Below are 21,016 nucleotides of genomic sequence, written 5' to 3'. Positions count from 1 at the left end.
TAACCAATTTCAGTTATTGCTATGTAAATTTTTAAATATGCAAATTAACTGCTTCTTTAAGCCTTGCATTAGCAATCACTATTATTTTACGCATTAGAGCTGTTATAGCCACCATCTTCTTCTTACCACTTTATAAGCTTAGAATAAAAGGCACCAAGTGCAGATTTGGACCTTGCAGCAGCCATGGCAGCTGTAAAAAGCTTTGAACGAACGTTACTTCTTCCACCTATAATCCTTCGGTAGCCAATAGCTTTACCACTTTCCTTAGGATGAGGCGCAACACCTGCAAGGCTTGCAATTTGCCTTTTATTTAAAGAACCAAGTTCCGGTATGAGACACAATAAACATTGAGAGGTTTTTCTACCTATTCCAGGGACTGTTTCAAGAATTTTTTGGCATCGTTGCAATTCAGGATTTTCATTGACTATTTTTTGTATAGCTTGATCAAGCTTTTCTACCTGGTTGTTGAGGAATTCAATAGCTTGTTGACAACTTTCCTTAATGTAATCATTTCCAGGAGTTTTTAGCCTATTCTTCTCTTGAACAAGCATTTTCGTAATATCGTCACGACGCTGACAAAGTGCAAACAAGGTGGTTTGTTCTTTTGAGATAGGTGTAAATAGCTGCAAATGTCCACAACGCTCAGAACCATATTGGGCAAGCGCTTTTGCATCAAGACTGTCGGTCTTTGCCAAAGTTCCATGAGATAGAATGAAGTTTTTAACTTGACGAGTATTAGCACGATGCACAGCAATGTTTCTATCAATAAGAAAATACAATAAGCCAAGCTCATAACCTCCTGTAGCTTCTAAAATTACCATGGAGTTGGGCAAGATATTTGAAAATTTTTGGTAGAATTGTTTCCAACCAACACAACTATTGTCAAATTTGATGACACCTTTTTGTTCATTAACTGCAGTAAAAAATTCAAGTTTTCCGATATCAATGCCAATAAAATTTTGATAAGATGTAACCATAAAGAACCTCGAGAGTTTAAGTTAAAATTTAAGATTGTAAACGGGTGCATATATATGTCCCAAACAACTATTCAAACGTCTCGAAGGATAGGCTTGAGTACCTTGATATCTACGTATGTGTAATACTACCGTCTCACGGTCGCTCAAGCCTGTGATAACCACATTTTTATAGGTTATCTTCCTTCTTGCCTCTTTTATATCACATTTCCAACTTACAACCGTCACGGAATAATTAACCGTCATACCGCGATTCATTCGCGGTATCTCTTAGCATAGATCCCGCTAACACGTAGCGGGATGACGATTGTCGATGAACCTAAGTTACTTTAGCTATAAACATTAAGAAATTTACTAAACGAAGAAAAAAGGCAAAAGAAGCCCCGTGGTTGGCTAATTACTTACATTATACTTTCAAGTATGGCGTTTTTTTATGTTTTAAACGCTTTGTAAGCGCGTTTCGGCTTTTATAGGTAAAAACCCAGAAATTTTTAAAGACATGCGATGCACGTAGTGCGAAAAATTAAACATGAGACGCCAAATACCCTAAGTTTTTTGTCATTAACCTGCACAGATTGCGAAGATAAATAAATAGCTTCAGTTTCATGATAAGGGGGCTGGCGGAGTTTGTAAAGTAATTTTTCGTAGCTCTCATGACTTAAAAAGCTGGATTCCAGCTTCACGCGCTGAAATGACAGATTACTGTTACCTTATCTAGATACAGAAAAAAAAATCTTAATACTTAACACATTTTTCATAGTACACACCGTATGATTGATAAATAAAATAATGAATAGATTTACATAATGTTTGGAGGCTACCAATGGTCAACGACAAGATTACTTTGAACTTTGAGATAGAAAAAGGCGAACCTATAGATCGATACTACTTTTCTGCACGTATGAGGCTTACAGATGAAAGCAAAAATCTTTTGCGTGAGAAGCTTGGCAGTACAATTCAATTCGATAACCTAGATGATCACTTCAATCTTAACCATGAGAATTTTTATATCTACTACAATAAATATAGTGAGCACAATGGTAGAAGTGAGCTATACGTTAGGGATGATAACGGTAGATATTTAACTTCCAATCTTCCACTTAATCACTATGGATTCTCAATGGAACTATCATCTGATGGGGCGTCAATAGCAGATTATGGCTTTTATCCTCTTTATGCAATCTATAACCCAAATCACTATGATAAGGCAAAGGAAAAAGTATTTGATGATCACGGTGAATTGTCACCAATTGCATCAAATATGTTAGATAATTTTTTAAGCAACACAAATAGCTTAACCACACAAGAGATGTTTTTACAGTTGCAAAATGGAGCTACTGAAAAAGAGGAGAAATTGATAAGAGAGAAAAGACAAGCAGAAGAAGAATTAGATCAAAAGAATGAGAAATTAAAGGAGTTCATAGAAAAAGGTGAAATTACCTTGTTTAAAGTGGTAAAAGGTAATGACGTAGGTAACGGGCGTTCAGAAGTAGTTTTACAGTTTACTGCAGAAGGTAAGGGGACAAATGAAATTACCCTTGATTCCGAAAAATTCTATATAGCAGATTATGAAGATAGTGAATTCTTGCATTGTGTTAGCTCTGATTATGACATGCTACTTGATTATGAAAATTTATTTTTCGCGCTCAATCAAAGCTTCTACTCAGACTTTGAAAGTGGGTTTTATTCAGCAGACAGCACTGATCCCTATAATTATGCTAAATATTCAAAGGAACCATATTTGAGTGGTGATCAGCTATCTGAAAAATTATCTCATGAGTTGGAGAAAGATAGTAACCAGATAGATGCAGAAGTTATGTTTAGTGATCAACCTATGAACGAAGAAGTTACAGTGAAAAGTGAAGTCAAATCTAGAAAGAAAAGGGCAGTTGAAGAAGATAATGCAGAAGATACTATAGGAAACATAAATGAAACAAATGAGGTAACCGGTGCGACGCGTTTGCACTCTGCTTCTTTATCAGGGGATTTGAATGAAGTTATCGAACTTGTAGAACATAGCGCAAATATTGACGCGAAAGATAAAGCCGGACAAACACCGCTACATCATGCTATTAAATCAGGAAATACAGAAATAGCAAAATATCTTATCGATCAAGGTGCAAATCTCAATTCTCAAGATATTTATTACGAAGGAACTGATTACTCTTGTTTTAAGACACCTTTGCACTATGCCATAAAATCGGGAAACATGGGAATAGTTGAATACTTAGTGGAACATGGTGCAAATCCTAATATTCCAGATGCTCACAATCTCAGGCCGCTCGACTATGCTATAAAGAACACAGCTTTAGTAAAATATCTTGTGGACAATGGTGCAGATATTAATGTACGTAATCCGATATTCCATTTTGTTAAGCTAGGTGACCTGGATATGGTGGAATATTTAGCTCAACATGGTGCAGATCTTAATGTCAAAAACACCTCTGCTCAAACACTACTACATTATGCTATTGAACTCAAACATACAGAGATAGCTAAATACTTAATAGATCACAATGTAGATATTAATACTCGAGATATTAGTTCTGGTAAATCTCCATTACATTTTGCCATGAGCATGAAAAATATAGAGGTAGCAAATTACCTAATAGAGCATGGTGCAGATGTTAATGTTAAAGATAGTTACGGTTTAGCACCTTTACACTTTGCTGTTAATTTAGGAAATCAAGAGATATTAGAATATTTAATAAAGAATAATGCAAATATTGAGGTTCGAGATAGTGAAGGCTGGACACCACTTATTCATGCAGTAAGGCATGGGCAATTGGACAAAGTAAAGTACCTGATAGAGAATGGAGCTGATGTTGATATTTGTGGTAATGAAGGATGGACGCTATTTGAGCATGCTGAACAATGGATAGATGATAGAAGAATATTAAAGGATGTAATCAATAATGATAGAAAATATGCAGATGCTGCAAGTTGGGAAAAGACTGGAAAAGATATGCTTGATTACCTTAAGGGAGTTACAAAAAATACTATACAGGAAGAAGAATCTAACTATATAGATCAAATGCAAGCAGATGATAGCAGCAGTTATGTTGAAGATCAACCAGCTTTGCAAAGCAATCGTGACGGTTATGCTGACATGGAAAAAGCTCTGCAGGAGAAATTGCATGGAGATGAAATACGCAAGCAAAGTAATGAGAAAGCTCAAAAAGATATGGAAACAAGAAAAGTCACTGTGGAAACTGACAGTAGCAATAATAAAATTGAAAAACAAGCAAAACCAATAGAAGACGAACAAGAAACTGTTATGGCAAGTGTGATAGAAAATATGGATAAAAATTCTGATAGTGAAGCAGAAGATTCTAACAGTATTGCAAATGCACAACATCCCTTTAAAATAAGGACAGGAAGTCCTCTTGAAGTGGGAAAGTATGAGGTGGAGCTGCAAGTGACATATGATGATATAAAGAATTTTTATGATACCGTACGTGGTAAATATCATGCTGGTGATGGATATAACTACGAGCAAGTAATGGTTTTATATAATGAAATTGTTAGGCCAGCATCGCAGCATTATGATAAACCATTTACCCTGCCTAAGGCATACATAACAGATGGTCATCTATTTGTTCAAAATAAAGATTTTGGAACTTTGGATGATTTTAATGAGATGTTCTATAAAAGTGATGAGTTAATGTGATGTAAAAAGCAAGATTCAATTTGGTGAACGAGAGTTAACTGACAGAGGAGATTGATACGTATGCCTTTATCTTTAAGATTGTTTATCAAGTATAGACATCAGCTCGTCCCATTCTCTTTTACCAATATTACTTTCTTCTCTAGTAACGTTTTCCCCTTTAATTAATTTGCGAATTATTTCTAGACCAGTTCTTGAAATACAAGCTGATTCTAGGCAATATTCAACAAAGGCATTGTAGGCCAATGGGACCCATTTTTTTATTATATCCAGCATAACTTCTGCATAAACTCTGATTTCATATTGGGCATGCTTATCAGCTCTAAGCTTCAAAAAATGAAGGAGGTTATGCAGATCTATTTTCCAATAAAATTGCGTGTAGTAATTAAGCGTTAGGTTAGTTCGGGCAATTTCTCTTGCAAGCCCCTGCTCAATAAATTTTTCATAATGAGAATATACTAAATTAGAGTCGTTTGTTAGAGAATCTATTATTTCCTTTGAGGTATCCGGATCAAAAGCTTCACCGCTACCTTGTTTATTATTATCAGATTGTTTTGCAATCTGTTCTGGTTTTGGTATATAAAATTCATTGTCAAGTATTGAATATCTTGCCGAATATTCATTCATATTTGCAGTTCTATGCCTTATCCATTGCCTTGCAACAAAAATTGGAAGTTTCACGTGAAACTTAATTTCACACATTTCAAATGGAGTTGTATGATGATGTCTCATTAAATACTTTATAAGTGCTTCATCCTGACTTATCTGTTTTGTTCCCTTGCCATAAGAAACACGAGCAGCTTGAACTATAGCGCTATCAGAGCCCATATAATCCACTACTCGAATAAATCCATGGTCTAATACCTTATGTTCTTCATATAAGATTTCATCTATTTCTTTTACTGTAGTTCGTTTAGTTGCTTCATTCATAAAATATCCTCAAGATGAAATGGAAATATCAGCTCCACATGAATTGAGTTTTTCGTGCATTGCTTCATATCCTCTCCATAAATGATGCGAATTATTTATTGTAGTTTCTCCACCAGCTACCAAAGAAGCAAGTACCAAAGCTGCTGTTGACCTTAAGTCAGTGGCACACAGATTAGCTCCAGATAAGCTTTTTATTCCACTTATAGTAGCTTTGCTTTTCTCGATGCTGATATTAGCGCCTAACTTTCTCAATTCATCTGCATGTGCAAATCTGTTTTCAAAAATGTTCTCTTCAATTACTGATATCCCATCAGCGATGCACATTGCAGACATCAGTTGTGGTTGCATATCACTGGGAAAGTTGGGGTATGGATCTGTTGCAATGTTAGCAGACCTAATAGAGCAATTTTTTCTGGAAATCATAACCCCCTCATTATATAGTTCAACATTAGCCCCTATAGCCTTCAATTCATTCACAATACATCTTATATCAGATAGACTTATTCCTTCTAACTCCAACTTACCACCGGTTATTATAGCAGCTAGTGCATAGGTGCCTGCTTCTATGCGATCTGGTATTATTTTATGAACACATCCATTTAATTCTTCAACTCCTGTTATTTTGATCCTTGTATCACTAATCTCAATATTAGCACCCATTTTCTTTAGGAACTCTATTAAATCAAGAACTTCCGGCTCCGTTGCAGCATTGTTTATTATTGTCACTCCTTCTGCAAGTGTTGCTGCCATTATTACATTTTCTGTTGCACCAACGCTTATTTTCTCAAGTATAACTTCTTTTCCTTGTAGCTTTCCTTTCACTGTTGCAATTATATTACAGCCTTCAACTTCAATTTTAGCTCCCATTTCTTCTAATGCTTTGATATGCATATCAACGGGACGCTTTCCGATATTGCATCCACCAGGAAAGACTGTTGTGATTTTACCAAATCTACTGAGAATTGGACCTAGCATTAAAAGAGATGCTCGCAGCTTACTTGCAGTTTCGTGTGACATTACGTGATTGTTGATATTACTGCAATCAATTTCCAAAGTATGATTTGCTTTATAATCTTTATTGCGTGTAAAATTCACTTTCGCTCCAAGACTCTCAAGCAGCTTAGACATTAGATGCACATCAATTAAATCAGGTACATTATGCAAAATTACCGAGAAGCTACTCAATAGACTTGCTGCCATTATTGGTAAAACAGCATTTTTTGAGCCATTAATCTTGATTTTTCCGACCAGAGGTTTATGGTTACTACTTACTAATATTTTGTGCATTTAATTAAGCTAGATCTTACCAAATAAGTATAGTAAATCGACAGTAAAAGGCAAATTACAGATAATATAGCTATCACAGATCATAATGTTCGTACATTTTAGCTATTTAGCAGCAAAATTGATTACACTTGTCCAAAGATGAGCGATGCATTAGTGCCACCAAAACCAAACGAATTAGAAAGTGCATATTGAATTTTATGCTCCTGAGCTTTAAACGGTACAAAATTTAAATCACATCCTTCTGAAGGTTTATGTAAATTTAAGGTTGGCGGAATAATTCCATTATTTAACGCAAGAATACTGAATATTGCTTCAACGCTCCCTGCAGCACCAAGTAAATGTCCTATAGAAGATTTAGTTGAAGAAACAGGTATTTTATAAACGTAGTCACCAAATAACTGTTTCATTGCTATTACTTCAATTTTATCTCCAAGTGGCGTTGAAGTTCCATGTGCATTGATATATCCTACTTGATTTGGATTAATTTGCGCACTTTTTAAGGCAAGCTGCATTGCCTTAAATGCGCCTCTTCCTTCTGGATGTGGTGCTGTAATGTGGTGCGCATCTCCTGTGAGTCCGTACCCAACCAGTTCAGCATGTATTTTTGCCCCCCTTTTTTTTGCATGTTCGTATTCCTCCAGCACCAATATACCTGCTCCTTCACCCATAACAAAACCATCGCGTTCTGCATCCCATGGCCTTGAAGCTTCTTCCGGTTTATCATTGAATTTAGTTGATAATGCCTTCATAGACGCAAAACCTGCAATTCCAACTCTACACAGTGCACTTTCTGCTCCACCTGCAATCATAATATCCGCTTCACCAAGTTTTATAGTTCTTGCTGAATTTATGATTGCATGCGCACCTGTTGCACATGCGGTTACTGCTGAATCGTTTGGACCTGTAAATTCGTATTTAATAGAAATATGGCCAGATATCAAATTTATTAGACTTGCAGGGACAAAAAATGGACTGACACGTCTGGGCCCTTTTTCCTGCATGGTAATAACATTTTCCTGAATTGACGGAAGACCACCTATACCAGAGCCAATAGTTACGCCAACACGTTCTCTATCTACTTTTGAATCTTCTAAAGATGAATCTTCCACAGCTTGAATCGCTGCTGCAATGCCGTAATGAATAAAACGATCCGTTCTTTTTAGATCTTTTTCAAAAATATAACCTACAGGATTAAAGTAATTCTCAATGTTATCGGATTGCACAGGCACCTGCCCTGCAACCTTGCAAGCAAGATCAGAAGAGTCAAATCTATCTGTATTGATTGCTTTTATGCCAGACTCGCCTTTTATCAGCCTTGACCAAGTGTTGTCAACATCTGCCGCTAGTGGAGTGATTAAACCAACACCAGTGACTACTACTCTTCTGCTCATTTAACACTAACTATTAGCCTTTTTTACTATTAATGTACTCAACTATTTGCTCCATAGTTTCCATTTTTTGTGCGTCTTCATCTGGAATTTCTATTCCGAACTCTTCTTCTGCTGCCATGATGATTTCAACTGCATCTAAACTGTCTGCACCATGCTCCGAAAGCTTTGAAGAGCTGTTGAATTTCTCTACATCCTTACTAATGTGCTCTAGTATAATCTTTTTCACTTTCTCTTCTATGTCTTCTCTAGTGCTCTTTGCTAGTTCGCTATTCACATTTCTTACCAAAAAAATAACCTATTCTTTGATGTTATAAAAAATTTTTATGTTTGCAATATCTTTTATAACTGGTAAACTACAGCAAAGTTTTCTACTGCCCTAGCTGGCTAGCGTTACGTGCTAAACAATTAACAATTCAAAAATGCTAGACGAAACAACAAAAAATTTGCTTATTGTAGAAGTAAATAAACTTTTACCAGAAAATAGCGAGAATAAGCTTATATCAGCTATGCGTTATATACTCCTTGCTCCTGCAAAACATATACGCTCCTTTTTAGTCGTAGCTTCATCGCGAGTGTTTAACGCGGAAGCTAAAAAAGTAATATCAGTTGCTGCAGCAATTGAATTTGTTCATGCTTACTCTCTAATTCACGATGATTTACCGTGCATGGACAACAGTGATACTCGCAGAAGCCAGCTAAGCTGCCATAAAAAATTTGATGAAGCAACAGCAGTGCTTGCCGGAGATGCACTACTTACTCTGGCTTTTGAGGTATTATCTTCGTTAAATGAGAAATGCTGTGAAATCATGAAAGTTCTTTCTCAGGCAATAGGAATTAGGGGAATGGTAGGAGGACAGATTTTAGATATTGGTGCAGATTTTAACAAAATAAAAGAAATTCATTTGATGAAAACCGCAAAACTATTTGCAGCTTCATGTGAAATAGGTGCTATAATAGGGAATGCTACAGATAAGCAACGTAAAGCGTTATATAACTACGGGATAAACCTAGGGCTTATCTTTCAAGCTAAGGATGATATTGAAGATTACGAACAAGATAAAACAAATAATCTAATGTCTGTACTTGGTAAAAGTGAAGTAGAGGACTATATAGACGCCCTCTTTAAACAAGGCTTAGATAATTTGAGTGCGCTTTCAGGGGATACTAATTATTTATATGATTTATTGAATCAAGTAAAGAAAGATGGTTAGAAAAATTATATTACAAATGCTTATTTCCATAGTAATGATTCTCACTTTAACCTCTGCTTTTATGTTTACTATTGTCTATATAAACAAAGGTAAACCGGGAAAAAAGGACAAGCTTTATGAGATAAGTGCCACGCATGGTGGTTTGATACAGACAATAGCACATTATCTAGTGAAGCCAATACTTGAATCAGCACTCGACCGCTATATTGAAAAGCATGGGCTAACAGAATATTTAGAAGAAATGACGCAGCAAAAGGAAGAAGATTCGATAAATTTTTATGAAATTACTGAAGGCAGTGGCAGCAAGGCTTTCTGTGGCATGGAAGTCCTATTGCAAATATATAAAATTTCTAATAATAACTCAGCAACACTCCCTAGCAAAGTTTCTGATGTTACTTTGAAAATAGGTCAAGATGACCTAAAAGAAGTGGGTTTAGGGGTGATAGGTATGAAAGAAGGCGGAGAGCGTGTAGTTACTATTGCCAATGATAACAAAATGAATTTTAATTCTTATTACGTCAAACTGATCGAAGTAAAGGATAAATATCCCGACTCAGTGAATAATCTGATGGTTTTTAATGACTTAATTAACAAGACTGGAAAACAAGTAAGGTGCGGTGATGAGATATCAGTTAAATATAGCGTAAAGGAGCATAATGGGGAATATATAGTCAAAGATCAAACAGTGCAATTTAGGGTTGGCGATAAAAAAATACCACTTGCTATAGAGCTTGGAGTTGTGGGAATGAGAGCTGGTAATAAAAGAACTATTCTTTCTCCGCCTGACCTTTTGACTATTACTGACGATATGTTAATAAAAGACATAGATTATGATGAAGAAAATATCTCAATAATTGACTTAAGCTTATACCAAATCTCATAAATAAGTAGGCAAATAACTCACAGAACAAATGGTTTTGATCGAACTTTCCGTAATATTACGAATGAATGCACATACAGTATCCTCCAATAAACTAACAGAGTCATATATTCTATTTTTAATGAGATTGTCTTTCAAATATTGCCATAAACGCTCTACTGGATTTAACTCTGGTGAATATGGAGGTAAATAGATTAAGGTAATATTTTGTGGTATTTTTAAACCTTTGGATCTATGCCATCCTGCACAATCCACAACAAGAAATGCCTCCCTTGTTCCTAAATATTGTGACATCTGCTCAAGGAATATATTCATACAATCAGTATTGACGTTTGGTACGAATAAGCTAGAACTCTCTCGATTTCTAGGATTAACTGCACTATAGAGATAAAAGTTTTGCCTACCTAATTTTACCTTAACCTGTGTCCTAATGCCTTTTTTAAACCACCCGTGTCCAATCTTTGAATGTGTGCCAAACCGCGACTCATCGAAGAAAAATAGCTCTTTTTCGGGATACGTGACAATAGTTTCATTAAGATTTTTTTTTAAACTCTTCTTGTTTATTTTTATCCTGTTTATTGTGCACAGGCCTTGGAGTAATATACGAAAAACCTAACTTTTGCATCAGTCTATGTGCTGTAGACTTACTTACCTCAATAGAAAACATTTTCTCAATTATGATTTTTAATTTCTTAGCCGTTAGGTTGGCTCCTTCTTCTGCTATGACATTTTTAATTTCTTCTTGCTGCTTGTAGCTCAACTTCGGCTTTACTCCACGTCCTGGTTGTATTTTAAACGCATTGACTCCTCCTTCCTTAAATCTTGTAATCCACTTCATCAATGTAGTTCTAGTAATTCGGTATATTTGAGCAACTTTTGTTATTCCATATTCTTTTGCAGATATTATTGCCTGTAATCTTCTTCCTATCTCTCCTCTTATGCCGTGCTTCTTTAATTCCAGGTTACACTTATTATATAATTCTTCTCCTATTGCTTTACTTTTTCCTGCCATAACTCCCCACTAATTCTTAAATTATTCTATTTTAGAAATTTTTCTTTATTCCTCTATTTATTTTTAGGAATTGGTATTAGATATTAAGCAAGAGGTCGCAGCACACCATTCTACTGTTGAAAAACAGCCTAAAGAATATAGCTGAAATTTTGTAACCGTTCACGGAGATAAGGTGGTTTACAAAGTAAGTATAAAAGTGTAAAGAGATAGGAAGCTAAATATGGAATGGGTAAATGACAACAGTGCTGCAAGAAAAGGTTGTAGCAGAAAACGCTAATCTCAAGGAAGAAATAAAAGCACTGATCAGAGAAAATGATAGCTTGAAAGCAAAAATAGTTGAATTAGAAGACAAATTGGGCTTAAATTCGCAAAATTCATCGCTGCCACCATCACGAGATATATATCGTAAGAAAGCAAAAAAGAAAAGTGATAAAAAACCAGGAGGTCAGCCAGGACATAAGGTGCATAAGCGTGAATTAATGGCTGCAGACGAGGTAGTGAGATGCACAATTGATACAATTTGTATGTGTGGAGGTAAGATTACTTTAGAAGATGAAATTATTCATCAGAAGGCAGAGTTGCCAGAAATTAAGCCAATTGTAACTGAGTACAGGTTGCAAAGAGGAGATTGTAGAGTATGTAATAAAAGAATTACAGCAAATTTACCCGAAGGTGTTGCAAGAGATTTTCTAGGACCCAATGCTAAAACAGTTATAAGCAGCCTTAGCGGCTTTTTTATTAACTCAAAAAGAGAGGTACAGCAAATTTTGGGCAGTATTTTTAATCTAAATATAAGCCTTGGTTTAGTCTCAAATACTGAACGCAGGGTATCGAAGAAGTGTGCATCTGAATATGAGAAAATGAAGGAAGAGTTGCAAGGAAGCGAGTATTTGCATATAGACGAAACAGGGCACAGAAATCAAGGAAAGAGAGGCTGGAGTTGGGTAATAACAAACAAAGCGTTGACACTTCTGAAGGTAAGCGAGTCTCGTGGTAAGAAGGTGTTGAAGAGTTTACTGCCAGAATATGATGGTATATTTGTGAGCGATAGATACGCTGTATACAATTACTTCAATCGTGAAAATAGACAGATATGTTGGGCACATCTGGCAAGAGATTTTGAGAGATTTGCCCATAGTAAAAATGTTGAAGTGAGCAAAATTGGCCAAGCACTAAAATCGCTCAGCAATAAGGTGTTTGTAGTAGATAAGGCAAAAAAACAAAATTTGATAGATAATTTGAGATTTTATCGACTGGTGGGAAAAATTCGGAAAAGGGTAAAACATTTTTTACGTAAAATGACGAGGGTTGCAAATAGCACGTAACCGTTCACGGATTGTGAGAATGAATTAAAGAACTAAGCAGTGACAGCTACTAGATTCTGTAGCTTTTGAAAGGGGTTCTGGCCATTTAGACGTGATGTCAAAAATATCGACAACATTCTTTCCACGAATCTTTCTCCACGTTCTGACCAGGTGAAAAAGCTGTTTTTACGATAAATTACGTACCGTCTAATTTGCCGTTCTGCAAGGTTATTAGTTGTTTCTATCACTTCAGGTTTTCTTAAAAACTTCCACATCATATCCTCAGATCGTAACATCTTAGCGGCCATTCTTGAAGCTTGAGTACTATTTGCAACCCTCGTCATTTTACGTAAAAAATGTTTTACCCTTTTCCGAATTTTTCGCACCAGTCGATAAAATCTCAAATTATCTATCAAATTTTGTTTTTTTGCCTTATCTACTACAAACACCTTATTGCTGAGCGATTTTAGTGCTTGGCCAATTTTGCTCACTTCAACATTTTTACTATGGGCAAATCTCTCAAAATCTCTTGCCAGATGTGCCCAACATATCTGTCTATTTTCACGATTGAAGTAATTGTATACAGCGTATCTATCGCTCACAAATATACCATCATATTCTGGCAGTAAACTCTTCAACACCTTCTTACCACGAGACTCGCTTACCTTCAGAAGTGTCAACGCTTTGTTTGTTATTACCCAACTCCAGCCTCTCTTTCCTTGATTTCTGTGCCCTGTTTCGTCTATATGCAAATACTCGCTTCCTTGCAACTCTTCCTTCATTTTCTCATATTCAGATGCACACTTCTTCGATACCCTGCGTTCAGTATTTGAGACTAAACCAAGGCTTATATTTAGATTAAAAATACTGCCCAAAATTTGCTGTACCTCTCTTTTTGAGTTAATAAAAAAGCCGCTAAGGCTGCTTATAACTGTTTTAGCATTGGGTCCTAGAAAATCTCTTGCAACACCTTCGGGTAAATTTGCTGTAATTCTTTTATTACATACTCTACAATCTCCTCTTTGCAACCTGTACTCAGTTACAATTGGCTTAATTTCTGGCAACTCTGCCTTCTGATGAATAATTTCATCTTCTAAAGTAATCTTACCTCCACACATACAAATTGTATCAATTGTGCATCTCACTACCTCGTCTGCAGCCATTAATTCACGCTTATGCACCTTATGTCCTGGCTGACCTCCTGGTTTTTTATCACTTTTCTTTTTTGCTTTCTTACGATATATATCTCGTGATGGTGGCAGCGATGAATTTTGCGAATTTAAGCCCAATTTGTCTTCTAATTCAACTATTTTTGCTTTCAAGCTATCATTTTCTCTGATCAGTGCTTTTATTTCTTCCTTGAGATTAGCGTTTTCTGCTACAACCTTTTCTTGCAGCACTGTTGTCATTTACCCATTCCATATTTAGCTTCCTATCTCTTTACACTTTTATACTTACTTTGTAAACCACCTTATCTCCGTGAACGGTTACAATAGCACTCAAGCTTCAAGAATGGCCGCTAAGATGTTACGATCTGAGGATATGATGTGGAAGTTTTTAAGAAAACCTGAAGTGATAGAAACAACTAATAACCTTGCAGAACGGCAAATTAGACGGTACGTAATTTATCGTAAAAACAGCTTTTTCACCTGGTCAGAACGTGGAGAAAGATTCGTGGAAAGAATGTTGTCGATATTTTTGACATCACGTCTAAATGGCCAGAACCCCTTTCAAAAGCTACAGAATCTAGTAGCTGTCACTGCTTAGTTCTTTAATTCATTCTCACAATCCGTGAACGGTTACGTATAAACCGACAATTTGAAAAACCGTCATTCCGCTATTAGTTAGCGGATGAGATACCGCGGGTGTTGCTTGGGTCAGCATAAATTGGCTATAACATTTTTATCATTTGTTCACCCTATTGGTTTTGAAATTAAGATTTATTGCAACTACAATTAGTACTCTTATCATCACATTTTGGTGTTAAGTCGGGATAGAACGTGAGTATAGCATCATTCTTTCTTACAAACACTGATTGATAATTGTCATCTTCCATTTCATATAGGCACATTCCATCTTTTCCTAATTCCTTGAACGCCTTAGTTGCAGAAATTAAAATATCATCGGCATGAAGGTTATATGCGTATCCATTTGGGCATTTAACTTTCACTTCCCCATCCTTACCCAAATATTTCATTCCAAATGTATAAACTGGTGGCTTAATATCTGATTTATTGCATAGGGACTTATCATTCCAAATTGCACCTGCCCATTTATCTTCTTGAGCTTCAACATATCTACCTACAAAATGCATACCACCTAATTTATCGTTTGGCTCACCACAAAAAATATGTCCAAACCCTATAGTTTCTTTTTCACTTTCACTATTTGTAAACCAAATGTTAGCCAGTTCATCTTTAAATAACTCCAAATCCGCATCTGGCGTAATCACTTGATGATCAAGCTTATCATATATTCCTTTCACTACTTCTTGATGCTGCGGACAACTAAGTAAAATTTTGAAATCTTCTTTATCTGGATGTGCTCCCCAATCTTCACAAACTTTCAACACTCCTCTATCGAAGTCAGTTAATTCTGGAAACGGTGGTATATAACCTGGTTGTGAACTGAAAAATGGTTCAAAATTGACCTTAACATTTTCTTCTACATAACTGGTGTGAAAATAATGATCCCTAATATAAAAAATAAATCCTATTATTGGTATTATTAAACACAAAATTAGTTTAACTGTCTTCGACATAATCACGTTCACAAAAAAGCTAGCTTATAAGAAACAATTTAAAAAAGTTTTAATCTAATGTTGAGTGCATTTTTGCAGAGCAGCAACTCCCGGCATTTCATCACCACCCAGCCAACTTAAAAACGCTCCTCCACCAGTGGAAACATATGTAAAATCCTTATCGGTAAGGCCTGCAGCGCTTATTGCAGATAGACTATCACCTCCCCCTATTATGCTGGTTAACTTTCCTTTGTGCGTTAAGTCACTTACGACTTTCATTACCCCTATTGTACCACTTGCAAAAGCTGAATGTTCAAAAACACCAATAGGTCCATTCCACAGCAGAGTCTTACTGCTTGCTATTATACTGCTTATTGTACTCAAAGTTTGTGGTCCGATATCCAAAATTATATCACCGTCCAAAATGGACTCAGTTCTTCTTGAAATACTAGTGCTGTAATCAGAGTTTACTGCAACCAGAACGTCTTCTGGCACAACTATTTTGCAATTGTTTTTATTTGCTGTTTCAACAATATTATGTAGAAGGTCGTCAACACCATTTTGAAAGAAAGATTTTCCTATATTTACTTTGCTAAATAACAAAAAATTATTAGCAATTGCACCTCCGAGAACTAGGTAATCAACCTTTTCTGTTAGCTTTATAAGCATTTTTATCTTAGTTGACATTTTGGCTCCCCCAACTATCGCAGTAATAGGTTTAGCTTTAAACGATACAGCTTTTTCAAGATACTTTAGCTCATCTTGTAAGCAAAATCCCGCGTAGGAAGGTAAAAACTCTGTAATGCGTGAAATAGAAGCGTGAGCTCTGTGAGAGCAAGAAAATGCATCATTTACATATATATCCGCTAGAGATGCTAGTTGTTTGGCAAAATTTGAGTCACTCTGCTCTTCCTCTTTATAAAATCTTAGATTCTCTAGTAATATTATATCTCTTGCATCCATAGCACTCACTGCTTTTTGCACTTTTTCACCAACGCAATCATCAATGAATTTCACTTTTTTATTTAGTAACTGCGATAAAGTGTCAATTACATTTTTTAGCGACAGATTATTGTCTCTGGCCTTTGGGCGTCCGAAATGCGATATAATAATAATCTTTGCACTTGCATTCACTAAATACTCAATAGTAGGCAATGCTCTCAAAATACGAGTGACGTCACGAATTTCTCCATCTTTTATAGGAACATTGAAGTCAACTCTGAGTAAGACGGTTTTATTGTGAAGATCACAATTTTCTATACTAGGTATATTCATTGTAAAACTAAAGCTATAAAGCCACTATACAGCAGTTTGACCTAAAGTAAAGTTTTAAGTTTACGAACGTTTAAGGAAATTTGCATCCAGATGGTGTCATGAAAGTAGCTGACACTGGTTCACTCTATAATGGTGTCATCCAAGTAGCCGACACTGGGATCCAGGTTGCTTACAAGCAAATTAGCATAGAAAGTGGTTACAACGTTTTCGATGAGATTGCAGGAACCAGTGTCAGCTACTTGGATGACACCATTCTTTTTTCTGGATCTCAGTGTCAGCTACTTTCATCTGCCACCTGCAAATTGCAATGTTCGTACAGTTATGTGTCACGCTACTTGGATGACACCGTTGAAAGAAATGAACCGCCTTTTCAAAATTGTTTTGAATAGAGGAATAACATTCACAAGTAAAATTTCATATTACCATTTTTTAATTTATGTATTATAATAAGCTTAATCTATAAGAAAAACAAAGTTGGAAAAGTTGGAAGAACTAAGCAAAAACTGGGTGATAAGAACGGGAAGATTTTTATCTTCATTGTTTTTTTTACTGTTGATTGCGCTATCAATACGTAGTTTTTTATTCGAGCCATTTCATATACCTTCTGGTTCAATGAAAAGCACCCTACTTGAAGGGGATTACATTTTTATTAGTAAATATTCATACGGTTACAGTAAACACTCATTTCCATTTTCTCCAAACATTTTTAGCGGCAGGATTTTTTATACCCCTCCAAAGCGTGGCGACATAGTAGTTTTCAAACCCACAAGAAATGACAGCATCAGGTTTGTTAAGCGAGTAATAGGAACACCAGGTGACAAAGTGCAAATGATAGAGGGAGAATTATACCTAAATGATCAGAAAGTAGAGCGAAGGCAAATTGAAAGTTTTTTTGATTATGAGTCAAATCGTAACATACCAAGATATATAGAAACGCTTTTAAGTGGCAAGGAGCATGAGGTTTTGGTAGATAACATTTCTAATAAGCTATCATATAACACTACGGTTTATTATGTACCTAACGATCAATTTTTTGTTATGGGAGACAATAGAAATAATTCTTTGGATAGCAGGTTTCCTGAAGTTGGTTTTGTACCAATGGAAAATATCATTGGGCGTGTAAGTATAGTTGGTTTATCGTTTAAATTGGGGAAGGTCGATTGGTTACCATTTAATTTCAGGTTACCTGTTGCTCTGAGATTTGACAGGATATTGCATAAAGTTGTGTAAACTCTACCTATCTGTTAATTCACACAACTCTAAAGAAGAATTTTCTAACTCGGCGATAGCGTTGTTAATTTCATTCAAGTCATTGCCTTGTAAAGCGTTTTTTGCGTTTTGTAATAGGTTTTTCAACTTTTGATCAGTGGAAACATTTTCAACTAGATGTATGAGCTTGTTACCGTTAATTTTAGCCTCTGCAAGGGAACGAGCCTTCATATCTTCATCAAAGCTGTTTATTGACTGGTTAACCATATTTTGAACATCAGCTTCACTCAAGCCAAAATTTGAATTTACTTCAACTGTCTGCTCAATTCCAGTAGCTTTTTCTCTTGCAGTAACAGTCAAGATTCCGTCAACGTTAACTGTAAATTCTATTTCAACTCTTGCAGAACCTGCAGGTAGTGGTGGTATACCTTTTAGTTCAAACTGCGCTAGAGATTTGTTATCCTCTATCATTTCACGTTCTCCCTGACAAACGTGAATTTTCATTGCTGGTTGCCCATCAACATAAGTTGTAAACTCTTTTATCTCTGAAACTGGTAGTGGTGTATTTCTTGGTATGATTTTTTCAACTATGCCTCCCATAGTTTCTATGCCAAGTGATAAAGGTAGAACATCCAGGAGAATATTCCTATCTTTTGAGCTCGAAGTTAAATCGTGAGCCTGCAGGGCTGCCCCAATGGCAACTGCTTTATCCGGATCCACGTCATTCAGTACTTTATTTCCAAAGAGCTTGACTAGTGAATTTTGAACCAATGGTGTTCTAGTTGCACCACCAACTAAAATTACTCCTTTTATATCATCAATTTTAAGATCTATATCACTTATAGTACGAGTGACTATATTGATAGTCTTATTAACTAAAGGACTTATTGCCTGTTCGAACTTCTCTCTAGTTATTTCACATTCAAATGGCTTGCCGTTAATGTTAAAGCCAAAAGTGCCTGATACATTTTCACTTAAGTATTCTTTCGCGGTACGGATATTGCAGGTTCCAGCGTTATGTGTTGGAATGACATTAAGGTGTGTTGTCGACTCCTTGTTTAAACCTACTTTTTCTCTATACTTATCAAGTACAATTGAACTTAGTAGGTGATCAAAATCATCACCGCCGAGTTTGGTATCACCACCAACCGCAAGGACTTGAAACACTCCTTGATGTAATTTCAATATTGAAATATCAAATGTTCCTCCACCAAGGTCGTAAACTGCATATATTCCGCTGCTGTTGTTCTTTTCAATGGAGTAAGAAAGTGCAGCAGCAGTTGGTTCATTAACGAGACGAAGAACTTCTATGCCAGCTAATTTTGCTGCAGATTTAGTTGCGTTACGTGCTGAATCGTCAAAGTAAGCTGGCACAGTGATCACTGCTTTTTTTACTTCCATTCCTGTAGACTTTTTCACCCTCTCGCATAAAGCTTTTAATATCTCAGCAGAAATCTCAACAGGAGTAAGATACTTTTCCTCTGAGAATTTTACTCTAATAACTTTTTCACTTTCGTTATCTATTTCAAAATTGAGGCCTTCTTTATTTAATTCTTCAACACTTTCACCCATTAAACGCTTTATTGAGTAGATTGCATTTTGAACGACGTCACAGCCAGTTTTCAATGTATTATTTTCATACGAAATAACAGAAGGCAGTAGCTCTCTTCCCTGCTCATCTTTAAATATCTCCACGTTGCCAGCTTTATTTACCATAGCAATTAAAGAGTGAGTAGTGCCAAGATCTATACCAAAAACTACCTCATTTGAATTTGGTTCAGAAATTTGAATTGGTTGCATTTTTCTTCAACTCCTCAAATGACTTATATAAATATTTCAATCTTAAGACTTGTGTAGCAGCTCCATCAAAATTCTTTACAGCAAAAGTGTTAATTAGGTTTTTAACGCAATCTTTTATTTTTTCATCAACCATCCTACTTGCAAATTGTAGATCATCGCAGTCCAGCAAATATTCTCTTATTTCAATTGATTCATTTAATATTTCAGAATTTGGATGATCCTTTGGGCTTTCCACACCAAAAAGATTCAACAAATGCTCGGCACGTTTTAGAGGTGACTTTAGCACCTGATAAGCTTTGTTAATATTAATTATATTTTTAGATTGTCCTTCGTTTATATCAGTCCTGCTTAGCTCAATATATTTTTTCTCTAACTCATCAAAGCTGATATTGAAAGTTGGTTCAATTTCAAACAATGTAAAATAGCTGCTAGACATGAAAACTCTCTCCACAACCACATTTTCCTTTCTCATTAGGATTTTTGAAAACAAAGCCCGATGAAAATTTTTCTTCTACATAATCCATTTCAGAGCCAAGAATAAACATGACAGATTTTGGATCGATCAACACTTTAACTTTTTGGTCATCACTGCAGTTTTCCTCAATTATCGACTCTAAAGGACGAGTATCATACGCATATTCAATATCATATTTTAAACCAGAACATCCTTTTTGTTTAATTAGCACTCTTATTCCTATTGCTTCTTCCGGTTTCTCAAGGTTAGTATGCTTCTTTTGGTCCAATAAATACCTTATCCTTTCTACTGCTTTCGCAGTTATAGTAATAAGTTTTTTATCTTTCTTTATAGCGTTTACTCCTTGATATTCACTCATGCTTTAGTTCTCAATGTCCACCTTTACTTTGTTTGCTTTGATAATCATGAATAGCAGCCTTTATAGCATCTTCAGCAAGCACCGAGCAGTGTATCTTCACTGGAGGTAAAGACAACTCTTCCACTATTTGAGTATTCTTTATCTGTGTAACGTCACTGATGGTTCTTCCCTTTATCATCTCTGTTAACAAGGAACTTGAAGCAATGGCAGAACCACAACCAAAAGTTTTAAATTTTGCATCTTCAATAACACTTTTGTCATTGACCTTTATCTGCAATTTCATTACATCACCGCACGATGGTGCACCAACTAAACCAGTACCAACATTTGGATCATTTTTATCCAGAGAGCCAACATTCCTTGGATTTTCGTAATGATCTAAAATTTTTTCATTATAACTCATAAAATTACCTATAAACCACTGTCCTACATTATAACATATTTAGGTTAAAAACTAAAGGAAAACAGTCGTTTTACGTGTATTTTACTTTCAAAATTCCCGT

The 21,016-nt window shown here is 35.7% G+C and carries 18 protein-coding genes and 1 pseudogene; 6 read left to right on the top strand and 13 right to left on the bottom strand.

Features of this window, described 5'->3' with window-relative positions; all coding sequences use genetic code 11:
- Positions 1 to 31 precede the first annotated feature (31 nt).
- A pseudogene (locus tag WKH12_RS03190) lies at positions 32 to 977 on the bottom strand (IS110 family transposase).
- 820 nt (positions 978 to 1,797) lie between these two features.
- On the opposite strand from WKH12_RS03190, the gene WKH12_RS03185 reads away from it, so the two are divergent.
- Entirely contained in the window at positions 1,798 to 4,644 is a 2,847-nt protein-coding gene (locus tag WKH12_RS03185) for an ankyrin repeat domain-containing protein (protein WP_434732627.1), read from the top strand.
- A 72-nt stretch (positions 4,645 to 4,716) separates the two neighbouring features.
- Here the strand turns inward: WKH12_RS03185 and thyX are convergent, their stop codons facing one another.
- From thyX to acpP, 4 genes are all read right to left on the bottom strand, one after another.
- Positions 4,717 to 5,571 (bottom strand): FAD-dependent thymidylate synthase, encoded by an 855-nt coding sequence (gene thyX / locus WKH12_RS03180; protein WP_434732626.1) that lies wholly within the window; start codon positions 5,569 to 5,571, stop codon positions 4,717 to 4,719.
- Positions 5,572 to 5,580: 9 nt separating this feature from the next.
- Positions 5,581 to 6,858: a UDP-N-acetylglucosamine 1-carboxyvinyltransferase gene (gene murA, locus WKH12_RS03175; protein ID WP_434732625.1), complete on the bottom strand. Its 1,278-nt coding sequence runs from the start codon at positions 6,856 to 6,858 to the stop codon at positions 5,581 to 5,583.
- A 122-nt stretch (positions 6,859 to 6,980) separates the two neighbouring features.
- Positions 6,981 to 8,249: a beta-ketoacyl-ACP synthase II gene (gene fabF / locus WKH12_RS03170; RefSeq protein WP_253309221.1), complete on the bottom strand. Its 1,269-nt coding sequence runs from the start codon at positions 8,247 to 8,249 to the stop codon at positions 6,981 to 6,983.
- A 13-nt stretch (positions 8,250 to 8,262) separates the two neighbouring features.
- Positions 8,263 to 8,523: an acyl carrier protein gene (acpP, locus tag WKH12_RS03165; RefSeq protein WP_341811841.1), complete on the bottom strand. Its 261-nt coding sequence runs from the start codon at positions 8,521 to 8,523 to the stop codon at positions 8,263 to 8,265.
- Positions 8,524 to 8,668: 145 nt separating this feature from the next.
- On the opposite strand from acpP, the gene WKH12_RS03160 reads away from it, so the two are divergent.
- Together WKH12_RS03160 and WKH12_RS03155 are read left to right on the top strand one after the other, a co-directional pair.
- Positions 8,669 to 9,460, top strand: a complete 792-nt coding sequence (locus WKH12_RS03160; RefSeq protein ID WP_253309222.1) for a polyprenyl synthetase family protein — start codon at positions 8,669 to 8,671, stop codon at positions 9,458 to 9,460.
- The gene (locus tag WKH12_RS03155) at positions 9,453 to 10,343 is read left to right on the top strand and encodes an FKBP-type peptidyl-prolyl cis-trans isomerase (protein WP_434732624.1); all 891 of its coding nucleotides are present in this window, start codon (positions 9,453 to 9,455) and stop codon (positions 10,341 to 10,343) included. Before WKH12_RS03160 ends, WKH12_RS03155 begins: the two co-directional genes overlap by 8 nt.
- Here the strand turns inward: WKH12_RS03155 and WKH12_RS03150 are convergent.
- Positions 10,338 to 11,352, bottom strand: a protein-coding gene (locus WKH12_RS03150) for an IS630 family transposase (RefSeq protein WP_434732009.1) whose coding sequence is annotated in 2 segments (ribosomal slippage) — positions 10,338 to 10,886 and positions 10,888 to 11,352 — 1,014 coding nt in all. Because the reading frame shifts where the segments join, the coding sequence is not laid out codon by codon here. The genes WKH12_RS03155 and WKH12_RS03150 overlap by 6 nt on opposite strands.
- 233 nt (positions 11,353 to 11,585) lie before the next feature.
- On the opposite strand from WKH12_RS03150, the gene tnpC (WKH12_RS03145) reads away from it, so the two are divergent.
- Complete coding sequence (gene tnpC / locus WKH12_RS03145) at positions 11,586 to 12,677, top strand: IS66 family transposase (protein ID WP_434732623.1); 1,092 nt, start codon at positions 11,586 to 11,588, stop codon at positions 12,675 to 12,677.
- A 32-nt stretch (positions 12,678 to 12,709) separates the two neighbouring features.
- On the opposite strand, the gene tnpC (WKH12_RS03140) is transcribed toward tnpC (WKH12_RS03145), so the two are convergent.
- A complete protein-coding gene (gene tnpC, locus WKH12_RS03140; RefSeq protein WP_434732261.1) occupies positions 12,710 to 14,065 on the bottom strand; it encodes an IS66 family transposase in 1,356 nt (451 codons plus the stop codon).
- A gap of 70 nt (positions 14,066 to 14,135) precedes the next feature.
- Here tnpC (WKH12_RS03140) and WKH12_RS03135 point away from each other — a divergent pair, with 70 nt between their 5' ends.
- Positions 14,136 to 14,423, top strand: a complete 288-nt coding sequence (locus WKH12_RS03135; protein WP_434732001.1) for an IS66 family transposase — start codon at positions 14,136 to 14,138, stop codon at positions 14,421 to 14,423.
- Positions 14,424 to 14,589: 166 nt separating this feature from the next.
- Here the strand turns inward: WKH12_RS03135 and WKH12_RS03130 are convergent, their stop codons facing one another.
- Positions 14,590 to 15,417 (bottom strand): EndoU domain-containing protein, encoded by an 828-nt coding sequence (locus tag WKH12_RS03130; RefSeq protein ID WP_434732622.1) that lies wholly within the window; start codon positions 15,415 to 15,417, stop codon positions 14,590 to 14,592.
- 54 nt (positions 15,418 to 15,471) lie between these two features.
- Entirely contained in the window at positions 15,472 to 16,671 is a 1,200-nt protein-coding gene (locus WKH12_RS03125; protein ID WP_434732621.1) for a phosphoglycerate kinase, read from the bottom strand.
- Between the two features lie 483 nt (positions 16,672 to 17,154).
- Between WKH12_RS03125 and lepB the strand changes: the two genes are divergently transcribed.
- Entirely contained in the window at positions 17,155 to 17,901 is a 747-nt protein-coding gene (gene lepB, locus WKH12_RS03120) for a signal peptidase I (protein WP_434732641.1), read from the top strand.
- A gap of 3 nt (positions 17,902 to 17,904) precedes the next feature.
- Here lepB and hscA read toward each other — a convergent pair whose 3' ends face one another.
- The 4 genes from hscA to iscU are packed head-to-tail and all read right to left on the bottom strand — an operon-like array spanning position 17,905 to position 20,916.
- Entirely contained in the window at positions 17,905 to 19,680 is a 1,776-nt protein-coding gene (gene hscA / locus WKH12_RS03115) for a Fe-S protein assembly chaperone HscA (RefSeq protein ID WP_434732620.1), read from the bottom strand.
- Entirely contained in the window at positions 19,658 to 20,116 is a 459-nt protein-coding gene (locus tag WKH12_RS03110) for an iron-sulfur cluster co-chaperone HscB C-terminal domain-containing protein (RefSeq protein WP_434732619.1), read from the bottom strand. The genes hscA and WKH12_RS03110 overlap by 23 nt, the downstream gene beginning before the upstream one ends.
- The gene (locus WKH12_RS03105) at positions 20,109 to 20,513 is read right to left on the bottom strand and encodes a HesB/IscA family protein (RefSeq protein ID WP_264328899.1); all 405 of its coding nucleotides are present in this window, start codon (positions 20,511 to 20,513) and stop codon (positions 20,109 to 20,111) included. Before WKH12_RS03105 ends, WKH12_RS03110 begins: the two co-directional genes overlap by 8 nt.
- 10 nt (positions 20,514 to 20,523) lie before the next feature.
- Positions 20,524 to 20,916: a Fe-S cluster assembly scaffold IscU gene (gene iscU, locus WKH12_RS03100; RefSeq protein WP_434732618.1), complete on the bottom strand. Its 393-nt coding sequence runs from the start codon at positions 20,914 to 20,916 to the stop codon at positions 20,524 to 20,526.
- Positions 20,917 to 21,016 lie beyond the last annotated feature (100 nt).

Source organism: Wolbachia endosymbiont of Zygogramma bicolorata, from assembly GCF_051130665.1.
Lineage (GTDB): Bacteria > Pseudomonadota > Alphaproteobacteria > Rickettsiales > Anaplasmataceae > Wolbachia.
Note: the sequence above shows the minus strand (reverse complement) of the source record. Positions and strands in the feature narration are given on the sequence as shown.